The organism is Pseudomonas sp. GL-B-26 (genome assembly GCF_019947405.1).
GTDB lineage: Bacteria > Pseudomonadota > Gammaproteobacteria > Pseudomonadales > Pseudomonadaceae > Aquipseudomonas.
Genome location: NZ_JAGYGJ010000054.1, coordinates 1 through 22,170, shown reverse-complemented (window position 1 = coordinate 22,170; position 22,170 = coordinate 1). Strand labels below are relative to the sequence as shown.

The window sequence follows — 22,170 nt, the reverse complement described above, 5'->3', positions numbered from 1 at the left end:
AACTTAGTTTGGGTTGCTCGAAGAGCTGCCAATGCTGCAGGATTTGTTGCTGAGGTTGTCAGGATTGTGCTTGGCGTCCATTAGGGCGCTTGCCCCATATCACGTTGAGCGCATCGACCCCATGGTCATAACCGAACCCTTTCAGAATGATTGAGCATGAGTCGCACGGCGGCAGGGTAGTGACAACGTTGATCGATTTGATGTCACCAGTGTTTGGGTATTTATCACTGATGTAAGCGATCAATTTACTTTCGCTGTCTACGGATGTTGCCCACTTGATAACGTTGGGTCGGGTCGGATCGGTAATTGGGTGAGGGATCGATAGCAACGCCTCACCACTCGATAGTGTTAAGGAGTCAAGGGTTGTCGACTTCCTCAACTGGTCGACGTTGAAATAGACCGAGTCACCGTACTCAACTTGACTTTTATTGCCCGCGAACAGGGGGAGGTGTCTGGTATTGTTCCTGGTTCCAGAAACGCTGACGTAAACTTCACTCTTTCCTGTAGCGGTTCTGACTTCGGCAAAAGCGATATTACGCAACTTTTTCCGATGATTGGGTTGAATGAGCTTTTGTAGATCCTCCATCGCATTGTCAATCTTCGTGCTGTTGGATGCCACACTTGTAGCCCTTGAAAAAAGGGTGTCGAATCTATTCGCAACGTCTTGCTGTAATTCGATGGATGTCATAGTACTTTTGGCCCATAAACTCGCGCCATCTGAAAGTGTGGCGGCCATTGCCCTTGTTGGGCCATCAAACAATAGTGATGTTGCGGAATAGGCTGTCACGTTCACCCACTTCAATTCATCGATAGGGTTCGCCGCTACTCCAATGTCTACCGCGTATTCATCAAGTTTATCCAGCGCCTGATGAACCTTGTCTTTTCCATGAATACACACCATGTTGTTCGCATTCAAGGATCCTATGTATATGCGTCGTAACTCTTTTTCGACCGTGTCTTCCAAAAGTTGTTGTTCGGACACCTTGCTCATTTGCAACGACCCTTGGACGCTGTCGCTGGCTGAAAGCTTGACCATGTAGTAATCATCCATATGCAGCTTGGCGAATACGTACCGATGGCTTTTGTCCTTGGAATAAACGACGAGCGCGCCGACTTCATGTACATCATCGATTTTTTCGGCGCTGCCGGTCACTTTCAATCCTCCATAGATTCCCTGCTGAAATTCGAGGCGGGCGTTGATGGTTTTCTTGGGTATAGGCTTTTTTTTGGTAAGACCGATCCATTTAGGCATGCCCTTGTAAGTAATGAGTTTACCGTCTATGACCTCGTAAATTTTCTCTTCAAACGCCAGTAGTTGACGGGATTGGGTTGATGTCGATTGAGAGGGGGTGAATCTGCCGTCCCCGAACCATGGAGCCCAACTATCCTCAACATCCATAAAAGTGCCTGCGGTGGGGCGCTCAGCAGGATGGTCGGTGATGACGTACCTGGTTTTGCAGACTCCTTCGGGGGCCCTGCGAGAACGACAAGGAACAGTTTTGAGACTCTCGCTTGCATCGAGGCTGTCGACTCGCGACAAAGCATTTTCATGATTTCGGTATGGCACGTTGTCGATGAACACAGTTGTTCTACCATCAACCTCTAATGTCGTTCTAACTTGAGCTGTTTCGGCAATTACATACAGCTCCTCATTATCTGTAATGCCTATTTTCTGATATGTCGAAGGGCCCATTGATATGTCATGCGCGGGCAAACTGGGTCCGAACGGTTTGCCTGAAACGGGATCGACTGCATGGAAGGCTGGCGATACAGCAGAACCGGTATTGCGTACAGGTACATCTTCCAAGCCTTTGACTGACGCTAGTCGATCACCGGTCGACAAAGGCCTCCAGCGGCCCGCACCGCCGATTTGTGGCAGGCTCTGAGCAAATTCGTAGTGGCCGGCCTTGCCCGCCATAGCTTTGATTTTGAAAATGCCGGATCTACCCAGCTTTACCCCTCGGGATCCCAGTGCCTTGAGCAGCGAGCCGACTCCGTCAACCGGATTCAATGCTTGCAGGGTCAAAATCGACACCTCTTTAGTCAGTGACGCAAATGCGGTGAGCCTGGCGAGTATTGTCAGCCGGCTTGCATTGCCCAGCAGTTTTATCGAGCCGGAGACCAGTTTGCCGATGGGCAGGCCAAATGAAGCCAGGTCCATCGACAGGCCGAATGCACCGTTCACCTTACGTTCTGTATCATCGGAGGTTATGTCTTCGATAGACGTCCAGAACGGTACAAGAGTCTTGGCGAAATTCTCGAAGCGTTTCTGAGAGGCCGCGGCGCGGTCAAACTGTGTCTGACCATAAGCAGCGTGGTGAAGCGCTTCCGGATCAACGAACAGCAGTTCGGTAGCGATGAAGTGACTGATTTCCTGGCTGCGTTTTGAGTTTATCGTCAGGGCTAGTCCGTCGGCGCTCTCCATAGTGCTGCCGGGGGGCATGAACGTATGGCCCAATTGTTCGATGATGGCCTCGCAATGCGCTACATCCAGCGGTTTACTGCCTGTTGAGTGAGCTTTCCAGTCAAAGTTTAATGTCTTATGGCGCAAGACTTCGACGGGGTAGGGGTTCATGCCTATGTGCCAGGTCTCGGACTTGAGTAGACCGCCAAATAGCTCCGTGTCTAGATTGCCGATGCGACGTATGACTCCGGCTCTTGGCAGCAGTTCAAATGTGCTGGTAACACCTTGGTATGTAGTCAGCAACAGCAGGCCATTACGGGCGCGGAGCGGTAATATTTTTTCAGGCGTTTCGTACTTGGCCTCTACTTTATACGTTTCCTTTCTCAGGGTGTATATCTTGAGCGTTCCCAATTCCAGCGCCTGCCGGTCAGAGAATGTAAGTGATGACAGCAAGCTTTTTATTAGTGTTTTATAGGCGCCAGTCTGCGAAATTATATGGTCTTTGAAGTGTTGTTCAAATAGTTCTTTGACATTGCAGATGGTGTTGTATTTTTTGCTGGATGAAGTGTCTCCGGTACGTAGTTTTCTATCTTCATCTAACCAAATATAAAAACTGATGGCGTTGCTATTTTTTTTGATAACTGCCCATGTTTTTTTGCCGTCAAAATTATTGTCCGCGACGACGTCAATGGTCGAGTGTCTTTTCATCCAGTTAAGGTATCGGGCGGGCTCCGCCAGTTCATGATCACTCCAGAAGGAATTGATTACAGAATCTTTGTCAGATACTTTAGGGAAATCATGATCGATGACGGATTTTGCAATGGACAGGCGTTCGGGCGTCGCTTTATTGAGTTTGCTGAGCGCGTCGCTCAAAGCATTGGTGTATGTGTCCAGTTCTAATATCGCTAAGTCAATTTCGGTCTGTGTATATTCTTCATGTTGTTTTTGTGGAATTAAACCCTGGGTTGTCGCCCACTCCACTGTCGGCAGTAGCCTCGCGAGAGCTACAGCACGCAGTTGCTCTTTTTTCGCGCCCTCGTTTATTTTCAAGGGTGTATTGACCAGCTGTTGGAAGGTTTTTCTGTACAGCACCTTGGAGTCGGTAAAATTTATGAAGTTTACGCCGCTCACAAAGTTGACCCAAACAACGGAGCTTCTATAAGGCAGATCTTTCGGAATGTCGCTGATGCGGAATTCGGTGGGGAACTCGTGGAGGAACAGCCTTGCCATGACAGTGGCTTCTTTTTTTGAGATGGCCCGTCTTGATGTGAATAAATGATCTTTAAATTCCCTCCATATATCTCTGTAGCTTTTTCCCCAGTTTAAATTGGATTTCAGGTCGTAACCGGCGATCCTGTCAGGGTATTCAATAGTTTGCGATTTGAACCAGATTTGCAGCGCTTGGGCTACCACTTTGGTGCGTACATGAGGCGAGGTTTCTTCACCCACTTTTCCGCCGTACCAATCCATCGTTGTCAGCAAAACGGTTCCTAATTTTTCGGCTTCCGGACTTTGCAGGATCTTTTGAAGAAAAACTGTTGGCTGGACATCAACCGTTTCAGGCATGGCTGACGCAAGAATGTCGTTGGCTAAATGGGTCAGCGGGGATGTAACTCCTTCAGGTAGAAATGATTGGATGACTCTTTTGATTTCGCCTGTAATGAACTGCCCTTGCAATTCATCACGGGATTCGGTTGTCAGGACACCTTGAAAAGAAACCTGTCGATCTTCTTTCTTAAGAATTGGTTTGAGGTCCAGTATGTTGAAATCGTCCTCGAGCCCCAATTGAAAAGTTGCGTTCTTTTCTTCAAGGGTATCGATGGCGGCTTGATGTTCAGCGGTGTTGGCCGGATCCCAAGGGTGTAACCCGTAAAACGTGGCAATCCTGGGTGCCGAGATCAGGCGGTCATAGCGAATTTGTCCGCCCAGCAAGGTGGCAGCCTTTTCGATCCGGGTTCGAAGTGCTTGCCAGTTTTCGTTTCCTGTCAGGGGCAGTTCGATCTTGTTTGCACCTTCGCGATTTGAAGTCTCATAAACAAAGCCCCGTTCTTTCAAGGTGACGATCAGATAGTGCGGGGAGACATTGTTTTTTTTGCACAGTGCACGGTAGTCGGGATCCACAAGCAACTGCTGTAACGCTTCCTGGCCAGATTCGTTTTCATGATTCAAGGGTGAAAAAGATCGTGGCCTGAGTAGCGTTTGGGAAAAACCAGATAGTGAACCCACCTCCTCACGTAAAACCGATCGCAACAGTTCATAGTCCTGGAGTTGACCCTGATGGACCTGAGCGGTGGTCGGGGATGAAGTGCCTGGGGCGTTTGAAGCGCCATTTGAAGGGGTTGTTTGCATGATGCGGCTTCTCTTGTCTTGCTTCGGTTGGTTCCCTGCGGTTCAGCAGGGGGATCGGTACCGATTACAAGGACCTGGAAGAGAGTCCGTGCGGTATATATGTATCGCGAGGGGACCGCAGTGTGTTTTTTGTTGATCACTTGCCGGGACTTAGAACGCACCCTAGTCTAGCTGTAGCGATCACGTCGGGATGCTGATCTGGTAGTGCTAAAACAAGGGACCTCATGAATCAAACGCGGACTCACGGAACGCCACGGTTGTTGGGCATCGTCTGGCCATTTATCGCTGTCGTGCTGTTTCAGGCGATGCTCGGTGGCGTCAGCCTGTACGTGCTGTCGGCGGTTCGCGGCTACGTTGCCGGTGAAAGCCTGTGGTCCAAAGGCCAAAAAGACGCCATCTATTACCTCAATCTCTACGCCGACAACCGCGACGAGACGATTTTCCTCAAATACCAGAACGCCATTGCCGTACCTCAGGGTGGCCACGAGCTGCGTGTGGCGCTGGATCATCGGCCACCGAATATCGAAGCGGCACGGGTGGCGATCCTCAAGGGAGGTAACCACCCGGATGACATCAATAGTGTGATCTGGCTGTACCTGAATTTCCGGCACTTCAGATACCACGAGAAAGCCATCGACCTCTGGAAGGTGGGCGATGCGTATCTGGTGCAACTCGATGCCATTGCGCGGGAGATGCATCAGCGCATCACCACCGATCAGGCCACCGATGCCGATATCAAGCGCTGGAAGGATCAGATATTCGTCATCAACGAAAGTGTGACACCGGCAGCGAAGGCCTTCAGCGATGCCTTGGGCGAAGGCTCGCGGATGATCCTGCGGGTATTGCTGGTGACCAACCTCGCCACCGCCCTGGGCTTGATTGCATTAGCACTGATGCGCACCCACAAACTGCTCAAGCACCGCAATGCGTTCGCCGAGGCCCTGCAGTTGGAGAAGGACCGGGCGCAGATCACCCTGCAATCGATTGGCGATGGCGTGATCACCACGAATGTCGACGGCGCAATCGCCTACATGAACCCGGCCGCCGAGGCGTTGACCCACTGGAAGGCCGAGCAGGCGACGGGTTTGCCGCTGGCGGCGCTGTTCAATCTGCTGGACGAGAACGCTCAGGCCGATGGCTTCACGTTGATCGAGCACATTTTGAGCGGACAGCTGAGCGGTGGCAGCGAACACTCAAAACTGATCCAGCGCCTGGATGGCAGCACGGTTTCGGTCACCCTGGTCGGTGCGCCGATCCGCAACGCCGGCAAGGTCAGCGGTACCGTGCTGGTGTTGCACGACATGACCCAGGAGCGGCAATACATTGCCAATCTGTCCTGGCAGGCGACCCATGACGCCTTGACCGGGCTCGCCAACCGCCGCGAATTCGAATATCGCCTGGAACAGGCGCTGCATAACCTGGCGCGGCAGTCGGGGCGCCATGCCCTGATGTTCCTCGATCTGGATCAGTTCAAACTGGTCAACGATACCTGCGGCCATGCGGCGGGTGACGAGTTGCTGCGGCATATCTGCGCTCTGTTGCAATCCGGTTTACGCGAAGGCGATACCCTGGCCCGGTTGGGTGGCGACGAGTTTGGCATCCTGCTGGAGAACTGCGCCCCGGAAGCCGCCGAGAAAATCGCCGAGGGCCTGCGTCAGACCGTGCAGAACCTGCACTTCGTCTGGAAAGGCCGACCGTTCGTGACCACTGTGAGCATCGGACTGGTTCACGTCGCTCAGAATCCGACCACCCTCGAAGCCTCGCTGCGTGCTGCCGACATGGCCTGCTACATGGCCAAGGAAAAGGGCCGCAATCGGGTTCAGGTCTATCACCCCGATGATTCGGAACTGTCCCTGCGCTTCGGCGAGATGGCTTGGGTGCAGCGCTTGCACATGGCGCTGGAAGAAGACCGCTTCTGTCTGTACGCCCAGGAAATCGCGCCCCTTGGTCATATCGAGAAGGGCGGTGGACATATCGAAATTCTGTTGCGTCTGCATGACGAAGCCGGACGCATGATTTTGCCCGACAGTTTTATTCCGGCTGCTGAGCGTTATGGTCTGATGACGTCCCTAGACCGCTGGGTTGTACAGAACGTTTTCAAAATTATTGCCCAATGCATAGCCGAACAGCACAAAGGACCATTGGCCATGTGTGCGATTAATCTGTCAGGCACAACTATCGGAGATGAGGCGTTTCTGCACTTCCTGCGTGAACAGTTTGTTACTTACTCCATACCGCCTGAAATGATTTGTTTTGAAATTACTGAAACCAGTGCTATTTCCAATCTCGCAAGTGCAATCAGATTTATTAATGAACTCAAAGGTTTAGGTTGCCACTTTTCACTGGATGACTTTTGCGCCGGAATGTCCTCATTCGCATACTTGAAACATTTACCTGTAGACTTCTTGAAGATCGACGGGAGTTTCGTAAAGGATATGCTGGACGACCCGATTAACCGCGCCATGGTCGAAGTGATCAATCACATCGGTCATGTTATGGGTAAGCGTACGATTGCCGAGTTTGTTGAAACACCCCAGATCGAGCAGGCATTGCTGGAGATCGGGGTGGATTACGCTCAAGGGTATGTTATTGAACGCCCGCATTTGTTTACCCGCGACAGTTTACAAAGTCGTCCAGCCAGGCCTCAGCCTTTGTTATTCAAGGCGCCTGGCACGTTCCGTTGAAATCTCTTGCTGATCCTTATAATCACAATCAAAAGGAGCTCGACAGTGATCGACACATTCAACCGAACCGGACCGCTCATGGACGTTGCAAGTTATCCCGCCTGGGCTCAAAGCCTGATCCAGGATTGCAGCGAGAGCAAACGCCGGGTTGTCGAACACGAACTGTATAAGCGTCTGCGTGATAACAAACTCAGCGCAAAGACCATGCGCCAGTACCTGATTGGTGGCTGGCCGGTAGTCGAACAGTTCGCGTTATATATGGCACAGAACCTGAGCAAGACTCGTTTTGCCCGCCACCCAGGTGAAGACATGGCGCGTCGCTGGCTGATGCGTAACATACGCGTCGAATTGAACCATGCCGATTACTGGGTGCACTGGAGCCGTGCTCACGGTGTCAGCCTGGAAGATCTGCAAGCGCAAAAGGTTGACCCTGAACTTCACGCCTTGAGCCACTGGTGCTGGCACACCAGTTCGTCGGATTCGCTGATCGTTGCCATTGCCGCCACCAACTACGCCATTGAAGGTGCGACCGGGGAGTGGTCGGCGCTGGTCTGTTCCAGTGGCGTCTACGCGGCATCATTCCCTGAGGAAGATCGCAAGCGGGCCATGAAGTGGTTGAAGATGCATGCCCAGTACGACGATGCCCATCCGTGGGAAGCCCTGGAAATCATCTGCACGCTGGCGGGGATGAACCCAAGCAAATCCCTGCAAGTGGAATTGCGTCAGGCCGTCTGCAAGAGCTACGACTACATGTTCCTGTTCCTGGAGCGCTGTATGCAGCTTGAGCATGCGCAAAAGGCCCCGGTCGCGCGTGAACGCATGGAGCTGGCCGAGAGCTGATCGGTTAATACACACCATTGAAAAAGCCCGCTCCCCCTGTCTATATCAATAGGGGGGGCGGGTTTTTTCGTAATGGCAGCAAACCGTCAGGCGCTGATCTTCAGCCCGACCAGCCCGGAAATGATCAGCGCCACACTGGCGAGCCTGAACAACGCCATGGATTCACCGAACAGAATGATCCCGGCAATTACCGTCCCGACCGCACCGACACCCGTCCAGATCGCGTAGGCCGTGCCCAGCGGCAATTCCTTCATGGCAAGGCCCAGCAAGCCAAGGCTGATGGCCATGGCGGCAACGGTCAATGCTGTGGGGAGAGGGCGGCTGAAGCCATCGGTGTATTTCAGACCGACGGCCCAGCCGACTTCGAACAGGCCGGCGAAAAACAGAATGATCCAGGACATGAGAGACCTCCATCGATTGACGGGGTCGTCCCCAGATTAATGACTCGATCGAGCCGCGAGGTCGTCCTCGCGTTTTGCAATAGAGTGCCCATCATTAACCCAGGGATCAAGTTTTCGGATCAGTCGGTGGCCTGTTGAGCCGCCACCTCCCGATCTTCTTTCTCGCTCATCCGGCGGAAATACGTCGAAAGCAGCGCCCCGGAGATGTTGTGCCAGACACTGAACAACGCACTCGGCACCGCCGCCAGCGGCGAGAAGTGCGCACTGGCCAGGGCCGCACCCAGCCCGGAGTTCTGCATGCCGACTTCCAGCGCCAGGGATTTACGCTGGGCCAGTGGCAACTTGAACAGCCTCCCGGTGAAGTAACCCAGCAGATAGCCGAAGCTGTTGTGCAGCATCACTACGGCCATGATCAGCAGGCCGGATTCGGCAATCTTCGCCTGGCTGGCGGCCACTACGGCTGTGACGATAATGACGATGCTCACCACCGAGATCAGCGGCAGCACCTCCACCGCATGGCGAACCCGATCACCCAGCAAGCGCTGGGCAACCACGCCAAGCACGATCGGCAACAGCACCACTTGCAGGATTGACCAGAACAGCTCCATGAACGACACCGGCAACCAGGCTGAGGCCAGCAGCCAGATCAGCGCCGGGGTCAGTAGCGGGGCGAGGAGGGTGGTGACAGCGGCGATGGCCACCGACAGCGCCAGATCGCCGCGGGCCAGCCAGGTCATCACGTTCGACGAGGTGCCGCTAGGGCAGCAGCCGACCAGGATGACGCCGACAGCGATCTCCGGCGGCAAGTGAAAAGCCTGGCAAAGCAACCACGCCACACCGGGCATGATCACGAAATGCGCAACCACGCCCAAGGCCACGCGCCATGGATGGCGAGCGACTTCGGCGAAGTCTTCAAGTTTGAGGGTCAGGCCCATGCCGAACATCACCAGGCCCAACAGCGGCACGATCGCGCCCTTCAGGCCGATGAACCAGGTCGGTTGCAGGAACGCCACGACGGCGAAAATCAGTACCCAGTAAGCGAAGGTGTTGCCGACAAAACGACTCAATGCAGCCAGTGCGCGCATGGCCTGATCCTTGTTATTAAGTAACGCCATAAAACCAATGTGGGAGCGGGCTTGCTCGCGATGAGGGGCTGACATTCAACAATGATGTTGACTGACACTCCGCCTTCGCGAGCAAGCCCGCTCCCACATTAGACATCACCAGCTTTTAGATCCCCTGCGGAGTCTCTTCGCCACCCAACGCTTCAACCAGCGCCGGCAGGAAGTCGCCGAAGGTCAGCATCATCAGGGTGAAGCTGGCGTCCAGTTGGCCGAGGGCTTCTTCGCCACCGTCCTGTTCCGCCTGGTCTTGCAGCAGGTCTTCGAACTTCAGGCGCTTGACCACCATCTTGTCGTCAAGCACGAAAGACAGCTTGTCTTGCCAGGCCAACGACAGCTGAGTGACCACTTTGCCGGTGCTCAGGTGCAGCTGGATTTCTTCGCTGGTCAGGTCCTGGCGCTTGCAACGCACGATGCCGCCGTCTTCGTGGGTATCACGCAGCTCGCACTCGTCCAGCACGAAGAAATCGTCCGCGGCTTTCTGGGTGGTGACCCATTCAGTCATGGTCGCGGTAGGGGACATCTTCACGGTCAGCGGACGTACCGGCAGCGTACCGATCACTTCACGCAGGGTGGACAACAGGTCTTCGGCACGTTTCGGGCTGGCCGAGTTGACCAGGATCAGGCCCTGTTTTGGCGCGATGGCGGCGAAAGTCGACGAACGACGAATAAAGGCGCGCGGCAGGAAGGCCTGGATGATTTCATCCTTGATCTGATCGCGTTCCTTTTTGTAGACCTTGCGCATTTGTTCGGCTTCGATCTCTTCGACCTTTTCCTTCACCGCGTCACGCACGACGCTGCCCGGCAGAATGCGCTCTTCTTTACGCGCGGCGATCAGCAGAAAGTCGCCGCTGATGTGCACCAGCGGAGCATCTTCGCCCTTGCCGAATGGCGCGACGAAACCGTAGGTGGTCAACTCCTGGCTTGCACATGAACGCGCCAGTTTGGTGGCCAGTGCAGTTTCCAACGCCTCGGCATCAAAAGGCAGATCTTGGGTCAGGCGATAGATAAGCAGGTTTTTGAACCACATGGGGCGAGTCTCTCCTTTATACAAAGGGGGGCATTATTCTCTTCGCGGCGCCATAGGCCAACCCTTCTCTAAGCCTTTGGAAGGCCTGAAAAAATTAATTAAAAAAGTGCTTGCCAGAGGTGTGGTCGCTACGTAGAATGCGCGCCACACCGAAAGTGAAGGGTGATTAGCTCAGCTGGGAGAGCGTCTGCCTTACAAGCAGAATGTCGGCGGTTCGATCCCGTCATCACCCACCATTCGCTTCCAGTGTTACGCGCAGCGGTAGTTCAGTCGGTTAGAATACCGGCCTGTCACGCCGGGGGTCGCGGGTTCGAGTCCCGTCCGCTGCGCCATATTCGGTTATCTGGAACGCTGAACGCCAGGTCACCACGGAAAAGCCCGCTTAACGCGGGTTTTTTTCTGTCAAAAGTTTGTACGTTGTTCCTGCAGGTCGCGTCGTTTTATGGGTTTTCAGATTTTTTTGAAAAATTATTCAATTAAATCAACACTTTATGAAAATCTGTGGCACAATGCGCCCCGCAACGAAGGTAAAGGGTGATTAGCTCAGCTGGGAGAGCGTCTGCCTTACAAGCAGAATGTCGGCGGTTCGATCCCGTCATCACCCACCACTTACTTTCAACGCTACGCGCAGCGGTAGTTCAGTCGGTTAGAATACCGGCCTGTCACGCCGGGGGTCGCGGGTTCGAGTCCCGTCCGCTGCGCCATATTCGGTCACCTGGAACGCTGAACGCCAGGTCACCACAGAAAGCCCGCTTAATGCGGGCTTTTTGCTGTCTGGGGTTTGGCTTCTGCCGAGGCGCAACGAAAGAAAGCGACCTTCGGATCGCTTTTTTTCGTTCTGCCTTCTTATTGTTCGGCGTTGCGGTTGTGTCGGTAGTCGCTCACGGCTTCGTATACAGCTTTGCGTAACCGGTTGATGCCGCCAATGGGGCGATGAGCCTCAAGGCCAAACCACGGGTTGAACGACTGGTTATCGCATTGCACGTTCAGCGCAGGCGTATCGAAGTCCTGGGCGGGTACGTTGATCCGCGCCACGGTCTCGAACAGAGCATCGCTTTGCTGCCACTCAATGCTCGTGTCTTCGATCGGCATGTACTTGGCCGGGTCCTGGCGTTGTATCTGCAGGACGAAACAGGCCGGCATCCGCTCGGTCGACAGTTGCTGGTTCAGCGCATTGCGCAGAAAGTTCGGCAACTTCTGGTTTTGTGAGGGAAGGGTGTAAGTCGGGCAGCTTGCCGGATCGGGCATGACACGGAACTTGGCATTGGCTTCGCCGAATTTGTAGGGCGAAACCGAAAAGTAAGTCGTCTGGGTCGGGCTTTCCGGGGCGGGTGAAAGTGTCGCCAGCGCGATAAACAGATGGCGAACCTGCCAGGTCCGTGGATCCCAACCCGGGAAGAACGCCATCACCTTCTTGCCGTCAGCCTGTGCGGCTACATTCTGACGGTACTCGGCGACATCGCTGACGAAGAAATTCGGATGGCTAAACATCACGAAATCCTGTTCGCCACGACTCTGTTGATCGTTCAGCAGTTGTTTACCGGGCACATCGAGCAACTTGATTGCCATGCCCCGTGCATCGCGGATGCTGTCGAACTGCGGGTAGGCATTGCCGTTGGACAGTCGCATCGTCGCTTGCCAGGTTTTGCCGGGTTCGCTGAACACACCCTGACGCAGTTCGTCCGCCAGATCCGGCAGCACCTGAACCTCGGCCTTCACGCAGCCATGGGCCTTGGCATGGGCGTCGCGCAGGTAGCGGGTGCTTTCACGGTGCTGATCGACGATGCGCACGGCCGTCTGGATGATGTCTTGAGTCATCGCTGGCTCGCCATCCGGGACCAGTTCTTCAGCCGAGACCGGGCCGCTGTGCTGCCAGGCAAACCACGCCGTGGCCAGCCCCCAGACGAGCAATCCAAGACCCAGCGACCACAACAGGGTTTTTCCGAGAAAGGCGCCAAAACGCATCCAGAGTTTGCTCATGGCAATTGTGCCTCTAACGGGCCGCCTAACACTTTCAGATACTCCAGCAGCGCCCAGCGCTCTTCTGGTTGCAGCAGGCGACCGATGACGCCGTTGCCACGCTTGCCTGCCCGAAATTCGTGGCCGCTGTTGTGATTGCCGGTGATTCGCGTGTCGAATAAAAATCCATTGGTGAAGGCCTCGGTGCGATAGCCGAGGTGCCTCGGGTCGTACTCGAAAGTGCCTTTGTAGAAGGTGGTTGTGCGTTCATCCTGGGGCGAGAGCAACTGATAAATGCTTGGCACCGAACCGTTATGCAAAAACGGTGCGGTCGCCCAGACTCCCGCCAATGGTCGCGCTTTGTAGGCGCGCAATTCGCGCACGCCAATCGGCAGGCCGAAGCCATCCATGCCCGGTCGTTCGGCCGCAGGAATTTTTGCTTCACGGTAGGCCTGGTTTCCGACGAAAGCGGTGATGTAGGCCAACCCTTTAGCCGATGAGAGCTTGCTCAAATCCAGCGATTCAACGGGCGTCGGCTGCAATTGCACATCCAGTTGCGCCAGCTCTGCCGGGTCCCATTTCAAGGCTGTGAGGTCGAAGCGATGGTCGGCGATGTTATTGGCCGCGCCCGGGTCTGTGCCGACGTACTCCACGGGCAGCATTTTCAGATGTTGCACCCAGCGCCCGTCGCTTTGGACCGACCGAGGTACATGGCAGCCGGCGCAGTTCTCGGTAAATAACTCACGACCTTTTGCGGCCTGGGTTTTGTCGATGGCGCCCAGCAGTTCTTCCGGCCAGGCCGGTGGTTTGAGCCGTTGCAGGGTTTGTTCGATCAGGTGCAGATCGCGCAAGCGGACACTGGACGGATAACGGGCGTCTCCTTTAAGCGGTTGGCCGTTAGCGTCGAAGAAGTTCAGCGTGGCGCCCACGCCCAAGGCCTCACCGATGTTGCGGGCCATCGGTTGCTGCGCCGAACCGTTCCACTGCACCCAGTCGAAGGTCCACATGTCCCACAGTTGCGGATAGTCGACCGGAGCGTTGGCTACACGGTAGTTGGCGGGGGAAATAGCATCGCCGAAACTGGCGTTGGCAATGCGCCCGAAAGCGTCGGTGCGGCCGGGGCCTTCTTCGGTCGGGTAGAGCCCGCGATGGGTGTCGTTCCAGGCCACCTTCAAGAAGGTGTCGAGAGAGACTTTGACGTCTTTGCGCAGTTGTTGACGCCGGGCATCGTAGTCCTGGCCCAATACGTTGCGTGCGAAACGTTCGAATTTCCACGGGTTGTAGTAAGTCGACGTCAGACTCGCTACCAGCGCTTGTCCGAAACTGCCGCCGCGCAACGTAGGAACGCTGGATGGCAGAACGTGCTGCGCCGAACCGCCATCGATGCGCACGGCCTGGCCGTTAAAGCGCAGTTCGCCGGTGTGGCAGGCGGCGCAGGTGATGTCCAGAAACTCGTCCTGGCTTCCAGGGTTCTGATGACGGGCAAAGCCCACGGGCAGATTGCCGGGATTGTTGGGCGTGGGTCGCTGGCTGGGGTCGATCAGAAAACCGAAGCGGGCGAGGTATTCGGGGGCGGCGAATCGCTGTTGCGAGAACGGCAGTTCGAGGGCCTTGAACCAGTCATAGCGCAAGCCTTTGACCTGAGTACCCTGGGGCGTGAAGTAGTAAGTCTCGCGGTCACTGGCGCTCCATTGCTCCAGGTAATGCACCTGCTGCACGGGTGACCAGGCCGGCAGTTTCGGGTTGGCGACATAGTACAGAACCACGGCGAGGCCCAGCCCCAGCAGGACTGCGAACAGAACCAGCAAGCGAAAGAAGAGGCGCAAGATAAACATCCTTGTCGATTTGAAGCTTCCTTATGCCTCAGTGCCTGAGGTGCGGCAAGTGGCCATTACGCCAGACGTTGGGGGATCCGGTATCGGTCTCTGTGAGCGCAAGATGACAGAAGCTTCATCAGTCCGTTCCCGAAATGCGTTAAAACACCTGAACTTATCAGAAGTTTCCTGCTCTCATGCCGGTAGCCATTGGTCGTGGCCGCCTGATAAGCTCGCGGCTTTACTCGATTGCCCTTTAGGCGCATGAACAAGGAAATAGCATGAAACAGCATCGGTTGGCGGCGGCGGTGGCCCTGGTTAGCCTGGTACTTGCGGGTTGTGATTCGCAGACCAGCGTAGAGCTGAAAACCCCGGCGCAAAAAGCTTCCTACGGGATTGGCCTGAACATGGGCAAGAGCCTGGCTCAGGAAGGCATGGATGATCTGGACTCCAAAGCCGTAGCCCAAGGCATCGAAGATGCCGTCGGCAAGAAAGAACAGAAGCTGAAGGATGACGAACTGGTCGAAGCCTTCGCAGCACTGCAAAAGCGTGCTGAAGAGCGTATGGCCAAAATGAGCGAAGAGTCGGCAGCTGCCGGCAAGAAATTCCTCGAAGACAACGCCAAGAAAGCCGGTGTAACCACCACCGCTTCGGGCCTGCAGTATGAAGTGGTCAAAAAAGCCGATGGCGCACAGCCGAAGCCGACCGACGTAGTGACCGTTCACTACACCGGCACCCTGACCAACGGCACCGTTTTCGACAGTTCCGTCGAGCGTGGCAGCCCGATCGATCTGCCGGTCAGCGGTGTGATTCCGGGTTGGGTCGAAGGCCTGCAACTGATGCACGTTGGCGAGAAGTACAAACTGTACATCCCTAGCGAACTGGCTTACGGCGCCCAAAGCCCAAGCCCGGCGATTCCAGCCAACTCGGTGCTGGTATTCGACCTGGAACTGCTGGCGATCAAGGATCCAGCAAAACAAGACGCTCCTGCCAAGTAATCAGCGTCTGCTCTAAAACAACGCCTCGCTTATGCGGGGCGTTGTTGCATCTGGCGTTCAGCAAAGGTAAACAAAGCGAACGGATGCTGTAGGCTGGAGTCATAGCCATTGAGGGCGCCCGTGCTAGCCGCGCCAGAGCGCCAAGTCAATGAAATCTTGGGTTTTTTTATGTGAGTAAAAAACGCCCGATCTGAGTTGGGCCCTTATGAAACGGGGCTTTCAGCCGTGAAAAGCAGCTCTGTTCACAAGGTTATCCACAATTTGTGTGGATAACATTTCAGTGGGAGGAATAAATGAAAACACCCTGGAATTTCGCTCGTTTCCTGCCTCTGGCCGGACGCCTGCTCGCGCGTGGACGTTTGCCGACCTTGCTCTTCGCGGTAGCCAGCAAAGGTGCCAGCCAGGGTAACCGGCTGGGCAAGCTCAAGGATGATCTACGCCTGTTGCAGGCACTCTGCCTGGCTTACTGGCGCGGTGAGTATCGGGCTATCAGCCCCAAAGCGTTGATTTCGGTGGTGGCAGGCCTGATGTACTTCCTCAGTCCGCTGGATGCCATTCCGGACTTCATTCCAGTGTTCGGCATGCTCGATGACATCGCGGTGCTGGCCTGGCTGATGAAAGTTCTCGACGATGAGCTCAACGCCTTCCGCGCCTGGCGCAAGCGTCAGTTGCCGGAAAAGCTTGCAGTGGTTGAACGCCTGCCCGATACCCCGGATCAACTTCAACTTCAGGGTCCGAAAAAAAACTGAACTGATTCAGTCTCATCCATAGATTGATACCCCCGCGACCTTGGCCGCTGTTAGGATTACACTTCTAGGGAAAAGTGCCGACTCGCTAAGTGTTGTTGTCCTACGGGGTAGTCATGGATATTCAGATAATTACACGCGAAGGAGAGCCCGAGTATGCGGTTCTGCCATGGGCTCAATATCAGGCTCTACTGAAAGCAGCAGGCATCAATGAACAACCGCCGCAGGTCGCCCCAGAGCGTCAGGCGGCAACACCAGACCAGATTCTTCCGGGTCTGGATCAACTACGCAGTTTGCGCGAAGGGAAGGGCATCGCCATCGAGGCGTTGGCCCGCACGGTAGGCATCAGCCCGTCTTATCTGGCCTTGATCGAAAGTGGCGAGCGTCTGCCCGACGCTGCGATTCGCCGCAGCCTGGCCTGGGAATTGACGGTGCCAGGGTGGAGGGATGAATCGTGAGCGTACGCATCAGTCGTCAACATTGGGACGGGTTGCTGGGCGAACTGGATCAGGCGCGCCGTCAGCGACATCTTTTGACCTATCGGGCGCTGCTGGAGCGTTTGCAATTGCCGACGCCGGCCATGCTGACCCTCACAGCGGCCCTGGAGCATCTGGCCGCGCTGGACGCCAAGGCCGAGCAGCCATTGCGCAGTTCGCTGGTGATCAGTCAGGGCGCCAGTCGCCTGCCGCGTACCGGGTTCTTTGAATGTGTCGAGCGTCTGGGGCGTTTCTCCGGGCCGTCCGATGGGGTGGCCGCAGCGTCCTGGCATGCCTCGGAAGTGGTTCGGGTGTTCGAGTATGAGTACCCGGAATCTGCGGAGGCCTGAGTGTTTTTAAAACTCAAGGCGCGGGCCAGCTACTGGCTGGCTCGCCGCTTGTTTCACTGGTCATGGTTTGTACGTCAGCCGCGTGGCTGGAGCTGGCTCGAAGGCCAGTTCGCACGCATGGCGAACCTGGGTGATGTCGGCGCCCAGAGCTTCTATGGGCACATCCTGACCTTTCGCGGCGTCGGTCTAGGGGCTCGTGAGGAAGGTGTTCGATTGCTGCGCCTGGCGGCGTTGGCGGGGGATGGCAAGGCGGCGTATCAAGTTGGCATGATCAGTCTCGCCGGAACGCCGAGCAAGGCGCCGGATGCGGTTGAAGCTGCGCGGTTTTGGGAGATGGCTGCGAAGGCCGGGCATCCGTTGGCTGAGCTCAAGCTGAAAGAGTTGGCGGCTCGTGGTCATGGGCAATAACCCAAACCTGTGTTGTCTGAGCGGACGCCATCGTCGGAACGCCGCCCGGAGCAAGCTCGCTCCCACAGGGGATTTGTGAACGACGCAGATCCAATGTGGGGGCGAGCTTGCTCGCGATGGCGTCAGACAATTCAGCGTTGACCTTCCAGCAAGGCATCCTCTTTCCCAGGCACCGCCAGACTATCAATCACATGCACGCTATACCCCGGCACATTCTTCGCGTGATGCTTGGCTTGCGATGCCATCTCCGCCAACTGGCTTGCATCGAGTTGTCCACAGGCCTGTGGATGTAAATGCACCACGCCGATCGACAGTGACAGTAACGCAAACTCCTGGCGCACACCCTGACGGTTTGGAGCAATGAAGCAGCCGGCTTCCAGATGTTCGCTGCGATAAAAGCGTCGGCATTGGCTCTGGAAGTCGTCCAGCAGTTGGTTCAAGCGTTTGCGCCAGTCTTCCGGGCCGAGTACCAGCAGGAAGTCATCGCCGCCGATATGGCCGACAAAGTCGCGGGAAGGGTCGACGCGATCATTCAGGCATTGCGCCAGACACAGCAGGACTTCGTCCCCACGGCCGTAGCCGTAGATGTCGTTGAAGGGTTTGAAACTGTCGATGTCGACGTAGCAGATCACCGATTCCCGTTGCTGTTGCAGCAGTCGCGTCAGGCATTGCTGGATCGGCACGTTGCCCGGCAGCAGGGTCAGCGGGTTGGCGTAACGGGCTTGCTGGATCTTCAGTTCGGTAATCAGTTTGAGTACGTCGATCACTCGGCCCAGTCCCAGGTAACCGCCGTTGAGGGTGATGATGAAGTCTTCTTCGATGCGCTGCCGCGCGCGGCTGGTGATCAGGCGACTCACTTGTTGCAACGACTGGCTCATCTCAACGGCGAGGAAGTCATCGCTCATCAAGCGGCTGATCGGCTTGCGGGCGAACAGGTCGGTGGCAAAAGGCTTGAGCAGTGCATCGGAGAGCGAATGCCGGTGGACGATGCCGCAGGGCTGACCTTGCTCGTCGAGTACTGCCAGGGAGTTCAGGTTGGCCTGGCGGCGAAAGGCTTCCAGCACCGTGGCGGTCGGTGTATCGCGACCCACTGCCGGTTGGTCGTTGAGCAAAGCGCTAAGGTCGCTGACTTCATCATTTAACGCCACCGCTGTGCTTTCCCGTTTGGGCATCAGGGCTCGGGCATCACGAGGTGGATGTTCCTGGGGGCGGCAGAGCAGATAACCCTGAACCAGGTCCACGCCCATCTCGGTCAATACCGCGAGTTCTTCCGGCAGCTCGATACCTTCTGCGATCACTTGTGCCCGTGAGGCCTTGGCAATTTGCAGGATCGAGCCGACGAATTCGCGCTTGAGGGCGTCCTGGTGAATGCCGTCGATGAAGTGTCGATCAATCTTCACGTAGTCCGGGCGCAATTCAGACCACAGCCGCAAACTCGAATAGCCCGCGCCCAGATCATCCAGAGCAATGGAAAACCCCATCGCTCGATAGTGATGCAGAGCGGTTTGCAGCAGCTCGAAATCGTCGGTCGGGGTCTGTTCAGTCAGTTCGATCACCACCTGACTTGGCGGTATGCCGAAATCCTGCAGCAGTTGCAGGGTGCGACCGGGTTGGTGGGCGGCTTCGAGCAGGGATTCAGGGGAAACGTTGAGGAACAGTTTGCCGGGCAGTTGCTGCTCATTGAAACGTCGGCAGGCGCTTTGACGGCAAGCGATTTCAAGCTCGCTCAGGCGGCCGGCCTGACGGGCCACGGCGAACAGTGCGAGAGGTGAGTGCAGCGGACTGTTGGAGGGGCCGCGACTAAGGGCTTCGTAACCGACAATACGTCGTTCAGAGAGGGAAATGATCGGCTGGAACAGACTGTGCAAACCGCTTTGAGTCAGTATGGAACTCAAGGCACTCAGCTGTTCTGTGGTGGTCATGGCTTTCTCTGGCGATAAAAAAAGGACTGGGAGCACTCTCTTGGATGAAGAGGGGCTCCCAGTCCTTTATTTCACGACAGAATGATGACTGTTTGATGACGCTCCGGGGAGCGTCAGCATTAAATTGCCATCATCTTGCTTGTAACAACTTAGTGCTTGGCTACCGCGGTATTGAGTTTCAGGTAGTCCAACAGAATCCGCCCGGTCTCGCTCAGGTAGGCATCGTCTTCTGGTTTGGTCTTGTCTGGCTCGGCCGCGATGGCGTCTTCGTCTTCTTTCTTCAGCTCTTTGAGCGGTTCTTCACCCTTGGCCTTGCGACGGATGTTTTCCATGACAAGTTGCTTGGCTTCGATATCGGCGTGTTGGGCACGACGATCAGCTTCATTGAGGCTGACGGTTTTTTCCGCCATCAGTTTCTGCGCCAGGGCCAGTTTGTCGCGGATGAACACGAATTCCGCGTCTTTGGCTGAACGTACGTCATGCTCGGATTTGAGCTGCGAAATGTACGGTTTGAACGGGTCGATCGCAGGCTTGATGGCCGCGCGGATGGTGTCCCACGGCATGGCCTCAGGCAGTGCGCTTTCGCCGATTTCCTTGGTGTCGATGATCGACGGGTAATCGATGTCCGGCAGTACGCCCTGATGCTGGGTACTCTGGCCGGAAACCCGGTAGAACTTGGCCAGGGTCAGTTTCAGTTCGCCATGGTTCAGCGGCTGAATGGTCTGCACGGTGCCTTTACCGAAGGTCTGGCCGCCGATGATCAACGCACGGTGATAGTCCTGCATGGCGCCGGCAAAAATCTCCGAAGCCGAGGCAGACAAGCGGTTGACCAGCAACGCCATCGGCCCTTTGTAGAAGGCACCCGGGTTTTCATCTTCCAGCACATCGACCCGGCCATCGGCATTACGCACGAGAACGGTCGGACCTTTGTCGATGAACAGGCTGGTCAGCTCGGTGGCTTCCTGCAGGGAACCGCCGCCGTTGTTGCGCAGGTCGATGACCACGCCGTCGACCTTGTCTTTCTGCAACTCGGTCAGCAGTTTCTTGACGTCGCGAGTGGTGCTCTTGTAGTCCGGATCGCCAGCACGGAAAGCCTTGAAGTCCAGGTAGAAGGCCGGGATCTCGATGACGCCGAGCTTGTAGTCCTTGCCGTCCTGTTTCAGGTTGAGGACCGACTTCTTCACCGCCTGGTCTTCAAGCTTCACCGCTTCGCGGGTGATCGGGACGATCTTGCTGGTCTGGTCGTTCGGCGCATTGCTGGCCGGGATCACTTCCAGGCGCACCACGGTGCCTTTCGGCCCACGGATCAACTTGACCACTTCGTCCAGGCGCCAGCCGACCACGTCGACCATTTCCTTGTTGCCCTGGGCAACGCCGATGATCTTGTCGGCCGGTGCGACTTGTTTGGTCTTGTCGGCCGGGCCTGCAGGCACCAGACGCACGACTTTCACCTGGTCGTTGTCGCTCTGCAACACGGCGCCAATGCCCTCGAGGGACAGGCTCATGTTGATGTCGAAGTTCTCCGCGTTATCCGGCGACAGATAGTTGGTGTGCGGGTCGTAGGACATGGCGAAGGTATTGATGTACGCCTGGAAGATGTCTTCCGCACGGGTCTGGTCCAGGCGCGCCAATTGGTTCTTGTAGCGCTTGGTCAAGGTTTCCTGAATCTGCTTGGAGTCCTTGCCCGCGATCTTCTGCCGCAAGACTTCGTCCTTGACGCGTTTGCGCCACAGGTCGTCGAGCTCTGCGGTGTTCTTGAGCCAAGGGGCGTCCTTGCGATCGATCAGCAAGGTTTCCTTGGTGGTGAAGTCGATCTTGTCGACGCCTTTGTTCAACTCGGCAAGGGCGAAGTCCAGACGCGCTTTGACGCGGTCCAGGTAGCGCTTGTAGATGGTGAACCCGGCATTCAGGTCGCCGCTTTTGAGGAAGTCGTCAAACTGGGTTTTCCACTTGTCGAATTCGGCAATGTCGCTGGCCATGAAGTAGCTGCGCGACGGGTCCAGCAGTTTGAGGTAGCTGTCATAGATGATCACGGAGCGCGCGTCATCGAGCGGGGGCTTGCTGTAGTGATGGCGCTTGAGCAACTCGACGACGTTCAGGCTGGCGATCACTTCGTCACGATCAGGCTGAAGCTTGTCCCAGCTATTGGCTGCAAACGAATTGGTCGACATCGGCAACAGACCGATACCAATGAATAGGGCTAGGGCGGTGCTGGGGAAAAAATGCTTCATGCTGATTCGACGCGGGGACAATTGATCACGCATATTAGGCCGTCTTTGAAGTCGCCGGTACCACCAGGTTCTATACGAAAACTGCCTGCTAGATTTCGTATAGGCCCCAGGGCCGGTCGCATAATGCAAGAAAGCCCGGCGCTACAGCTACGGGCTCAGTCCAGACTCACTATGGAGGCACTGTGAAAGCATTGCAAGGCGTTGAAGGTCGAGTGGAGTGGCTTGAAGAGCCCAGTCCTACATGCGATGTAGGACAAGTTCGGATTCGAGTGGCGGCTGCGGGTCTCAATCGCGCCGATTTGTTACAGAAGGCGGGTCTTTATCCGCCACCGCCGGGAGCCAGTCAGGTACTGGGTCTTGAGTGTTCGGGGGTAATCAGCGAGGTGGGGGCTGGTTCGTCCTGGCAAGTCGGGGATCGGGTTTGCGCCTTGCTGGCC

The 22,170-nt window shown here is 55.9% G+C and carries 16 protein-coding genes and 4 tRNA genes; 12 read left to right on the top strand and 8 right to left on the bottom strand.

Translation table 11 applies throughout. From position 1 onward, the window contains the following. Window positions 1-58: 58 nt before the first annotated feature. Window positions 59-4,753 (bottom strand): deaminase domain-containing protein, encoded by a 4,695-nt coding sequence (locus KGB23_RS25950; protein WP_223433098.1) that lies wholly within the window; start codon window positions 4,751-4,753, stop codon window positions 59-61. 224 nt (window positions 4,754-4,977) lie between these two features. On the opposite strand from KGB23_RS25950, the gene KGB23_RS25945 reads away from it, so the two are divergent. Further along, a complete protein-coding gene (locus tag KGB23_RS25945) occupies window positions 4,978-7,437 on the top strand; it encodes an EAL domain-containing protein (RefSeq protein ID WP_223433097.1) in 2,460 nt (819 codons plus the stop codon). 78 nt (window positions 7,438-7,515) lie between these two features. After that, window positions 7,516-8,277: an iron-containing redox enzyme family protein gene (locus KGB23_RS25940; protein ID WP_263288741.1), complete on the top strand. Its 762-nt coding sequence runs from the start codon at window positions 7,516-7,518 to the stop codon at window positions 8,275-8,277. Between the two features lie 86 nt (window positions 8,278-8,363). Here the strand turns inward: KGB23_RS25940 and sugE are convergent, their stop codons facing one another. The 3 genes from sugE to rdgC form a co-directional block, all read right to left on the bottom strand. Beyond that, window positions 8,364-8,678: a quaternary ammonium compound efflux SMR transporter SugE gene (gene sugE / locus KGB23_RS25935; protein WP_008151200.1), complete on the bottom strand. Its 315-nt coding sequence runs from the start codon at window positions 8,676-8,678 to the stop codon at window positions 8,364-8,366. A 119-nt stretch (window positions 8,679-8,797) separates the two neighbouring features. Next, window positions 8,798-9,763: a bile acid:sodium symporter family protein gene (locus tag KGB23_RS25930; RefSeq protein ID WP_223433095.1), complete on the bottom strand. Its 966-nt coding sequence runs from the start codon at window positions 9,761-9,763 to the stop codon at window positions 8,798-8,800. A 145-nt stretch (window positions 9,764-9,908) separates the two neighbouring features. Continuing rightward, complete coding sequence (gene rdgC / locus KGB23_RS25925; protein WP_046049133.1) at window positions 9,909-10,829, bottom strand: recombination-associated protein RdgC; 921 nt, start codon at window positions 10,827-10,829, stop codon at window positions 9,909-9,911. A 160-nt stretch (window positions 10,830-10,989) separates the two neighbouring features. On the opposite strand from rdgC, the gene KGB23_RS25920 reads away from it, so the two are divergent. From KGB23_RS25920 to KGB23_RS25905, 4 genes are all read left to right on the top strand, one after another. Continuing rightward, window positions 10,990-11,065, top strand: a tRNA-Val gene (locus KGB23_RS25920). Window positions 11,066-11,084: 19 nt separating this feature from the next. Next, window positions 11,085-11,161: transfer RNA gene (locus tag KGB23_RS25915), tRNA-Asp, on the top strand. A 200-nt stretch (window positions 11,162-11,361) separates the two neighbouring features. Then, window positions 11,362-11,437 (top strand) — tRNA-Val (locus tag KGB23_RS25910). Window positions 11,438-11,456: 19 nt separating this feature from the next. Continuing rightward, window positions 11,457-11,533, top strand: a tRNA-Asp gene (locus KGB23_RS25905). A 142-nt stretch (window positions 11,534-11,675) separates the two neighbouring features. Here KGB23_RS25905 and KGB23_RS25900 read toward each other — a convergent pair. After that, window positions 11,676-12,809 carry a catalase family protein gene (locus tag KGB23_RS25900; RefSeq protein ID WP_223433094.1) on the bottom strand — a complete coding sequence of 378 codons (1,134 nt, stop codon included), beginning with the start codon at window positions 12,807-12,809 and terminating at the stop codon, window positions 11,676-11,678. Next, window positions 12,806-14,614, bottom strand: coding sequence for a di-heme-cytochrome C peroxidase (locus tag KGB23_RS25895; protein WP_223433093.1), 1,809 nt, complete (start codon window positions 14,612-14,614; stop codon window positions 12,806-12,808). Before KGB23_RS25895 ends, KGB23_RS25900 begins: the two co-directional genes overlap by 4 nt. Window positions 14,615-14,883: 269 nt before the next feature. On the opposite strand from KGB23_RS25895, the gene KGB23_RS25890 reads away from it, so the two are divergent. The 5 genes from KGB23_RS25890 to KGB23_RS25870 all read left to right on the top strand — a co-directional run bounded on the left by KGB23_RS25890 (window position 14,884) and on the right by KGB23_RS25870 (window position 17,580). Next, window positions 14,884-15,600, top strand: coding sequence for an FKBP-type peptidyl-prolyl cis-trans isomerase (locus tag KGB23_RS25890; RefSeq protein ID WP_046049137.1), 717 nt, complete (start codon window positions 14,884-14,886; stop codon window positions 15,598-15,600). Between the two features lie 293 nt (window positions 15,601-15,893). Further along, window positions 15,894-16,349 carry a YkvA family protein gene (locus KGB23_RS25885; RefSeq protein WP_223433092.1) on the top strand — a complete coding sequence of 152 codons (456 nt, stop codon included), beginning with the start codon at window positions 15,894-15,896 and terminating at the stop codon, window positions 16,347-16,349. 113 nt (window positions 16,350-16,462) lie between these two features. After that, on the top strand, window positions 16,463-16,804 hold the full coding sequence (locus KGB23_RS25880) for a helix-turn-helix domain-containing protein (protein ID WP_150657001.1): 342 nt from the start codon (window positions 16,463-16,465) through the stop codon (window positions 16,802-16,804). Then, window positions 16,801-17,172, top strand: a complete 372-nt coding sequence (locus KGB23_RS25875) for a hypothetical protein (protein WP_046049139.1) — start codon at window positions 16,801-16,803, stop codon at window positions 17,170-17,172. The genes KGB23_RS25880 and KGB23_RS25875 overlap by 4 nt, the downstream gene beginning before the upstream one ends. Then, a complete protein-coding gene (locus KGB23_RS25870) occupies window positions 17,173-17,580 on the top strand; it encodes a sel1 repeat family protein (protein WP_223433091.1) in 408 nt (135 codons plus the stop codon). A gap of 131 nt (window positions 17,581-17,711) precedes the next feature. Here KGB23_RS25870 and KGB23_RS25865 read toward each other — a convergent pair whose 3' ends face one another. Together KGB23_RS25865 and KGB23_RS25860 are read right to left on the bottom strand one after the other, a co-directional pair. Next, window positions 17,712-19,502 carry a bifunctional diguanylate cyclase/phosphodiesterase gene (locus tag KGB23_RS25865; protein ID WP_150656999.1) on the bottom strand — a complete coding sequence of 597 codons (1,791 nt, stop codon included), beginning with the start codon at window positions 19,500-19,502 and terminating at the stop codon, window positions 17,712-17,714. 149 nt (window positions 19,503-19,651) lie between these two features. Further along, window positions 19,652-21,733 carry a carboxy terminal-processing peptidase gene (locus KGB23_RS25860; RefSeq protein ID WP_223433090.1) on the bottom strand — a complete coding sequence of 694 codons (2,082 nt, stop codon included), beginning with the start codon at window positions 21,731-21,733 and terminating at the stop codon, window positions 19,652-19,654. Between the two features lie 182 nt (window positions 21,734-21,915). Here KGB23_RS25860 and KGB23_RS25855 point away from each other — a divergent pair. After that, on the top strand, window positions 21,916-22,170 hold a 255-nt coding region (locus tag KGB23_RS25855; protein ID WP_223433089.1), incomplete at its 3' end, for an alcohol dehydrogenase catalytic domain-containing protein.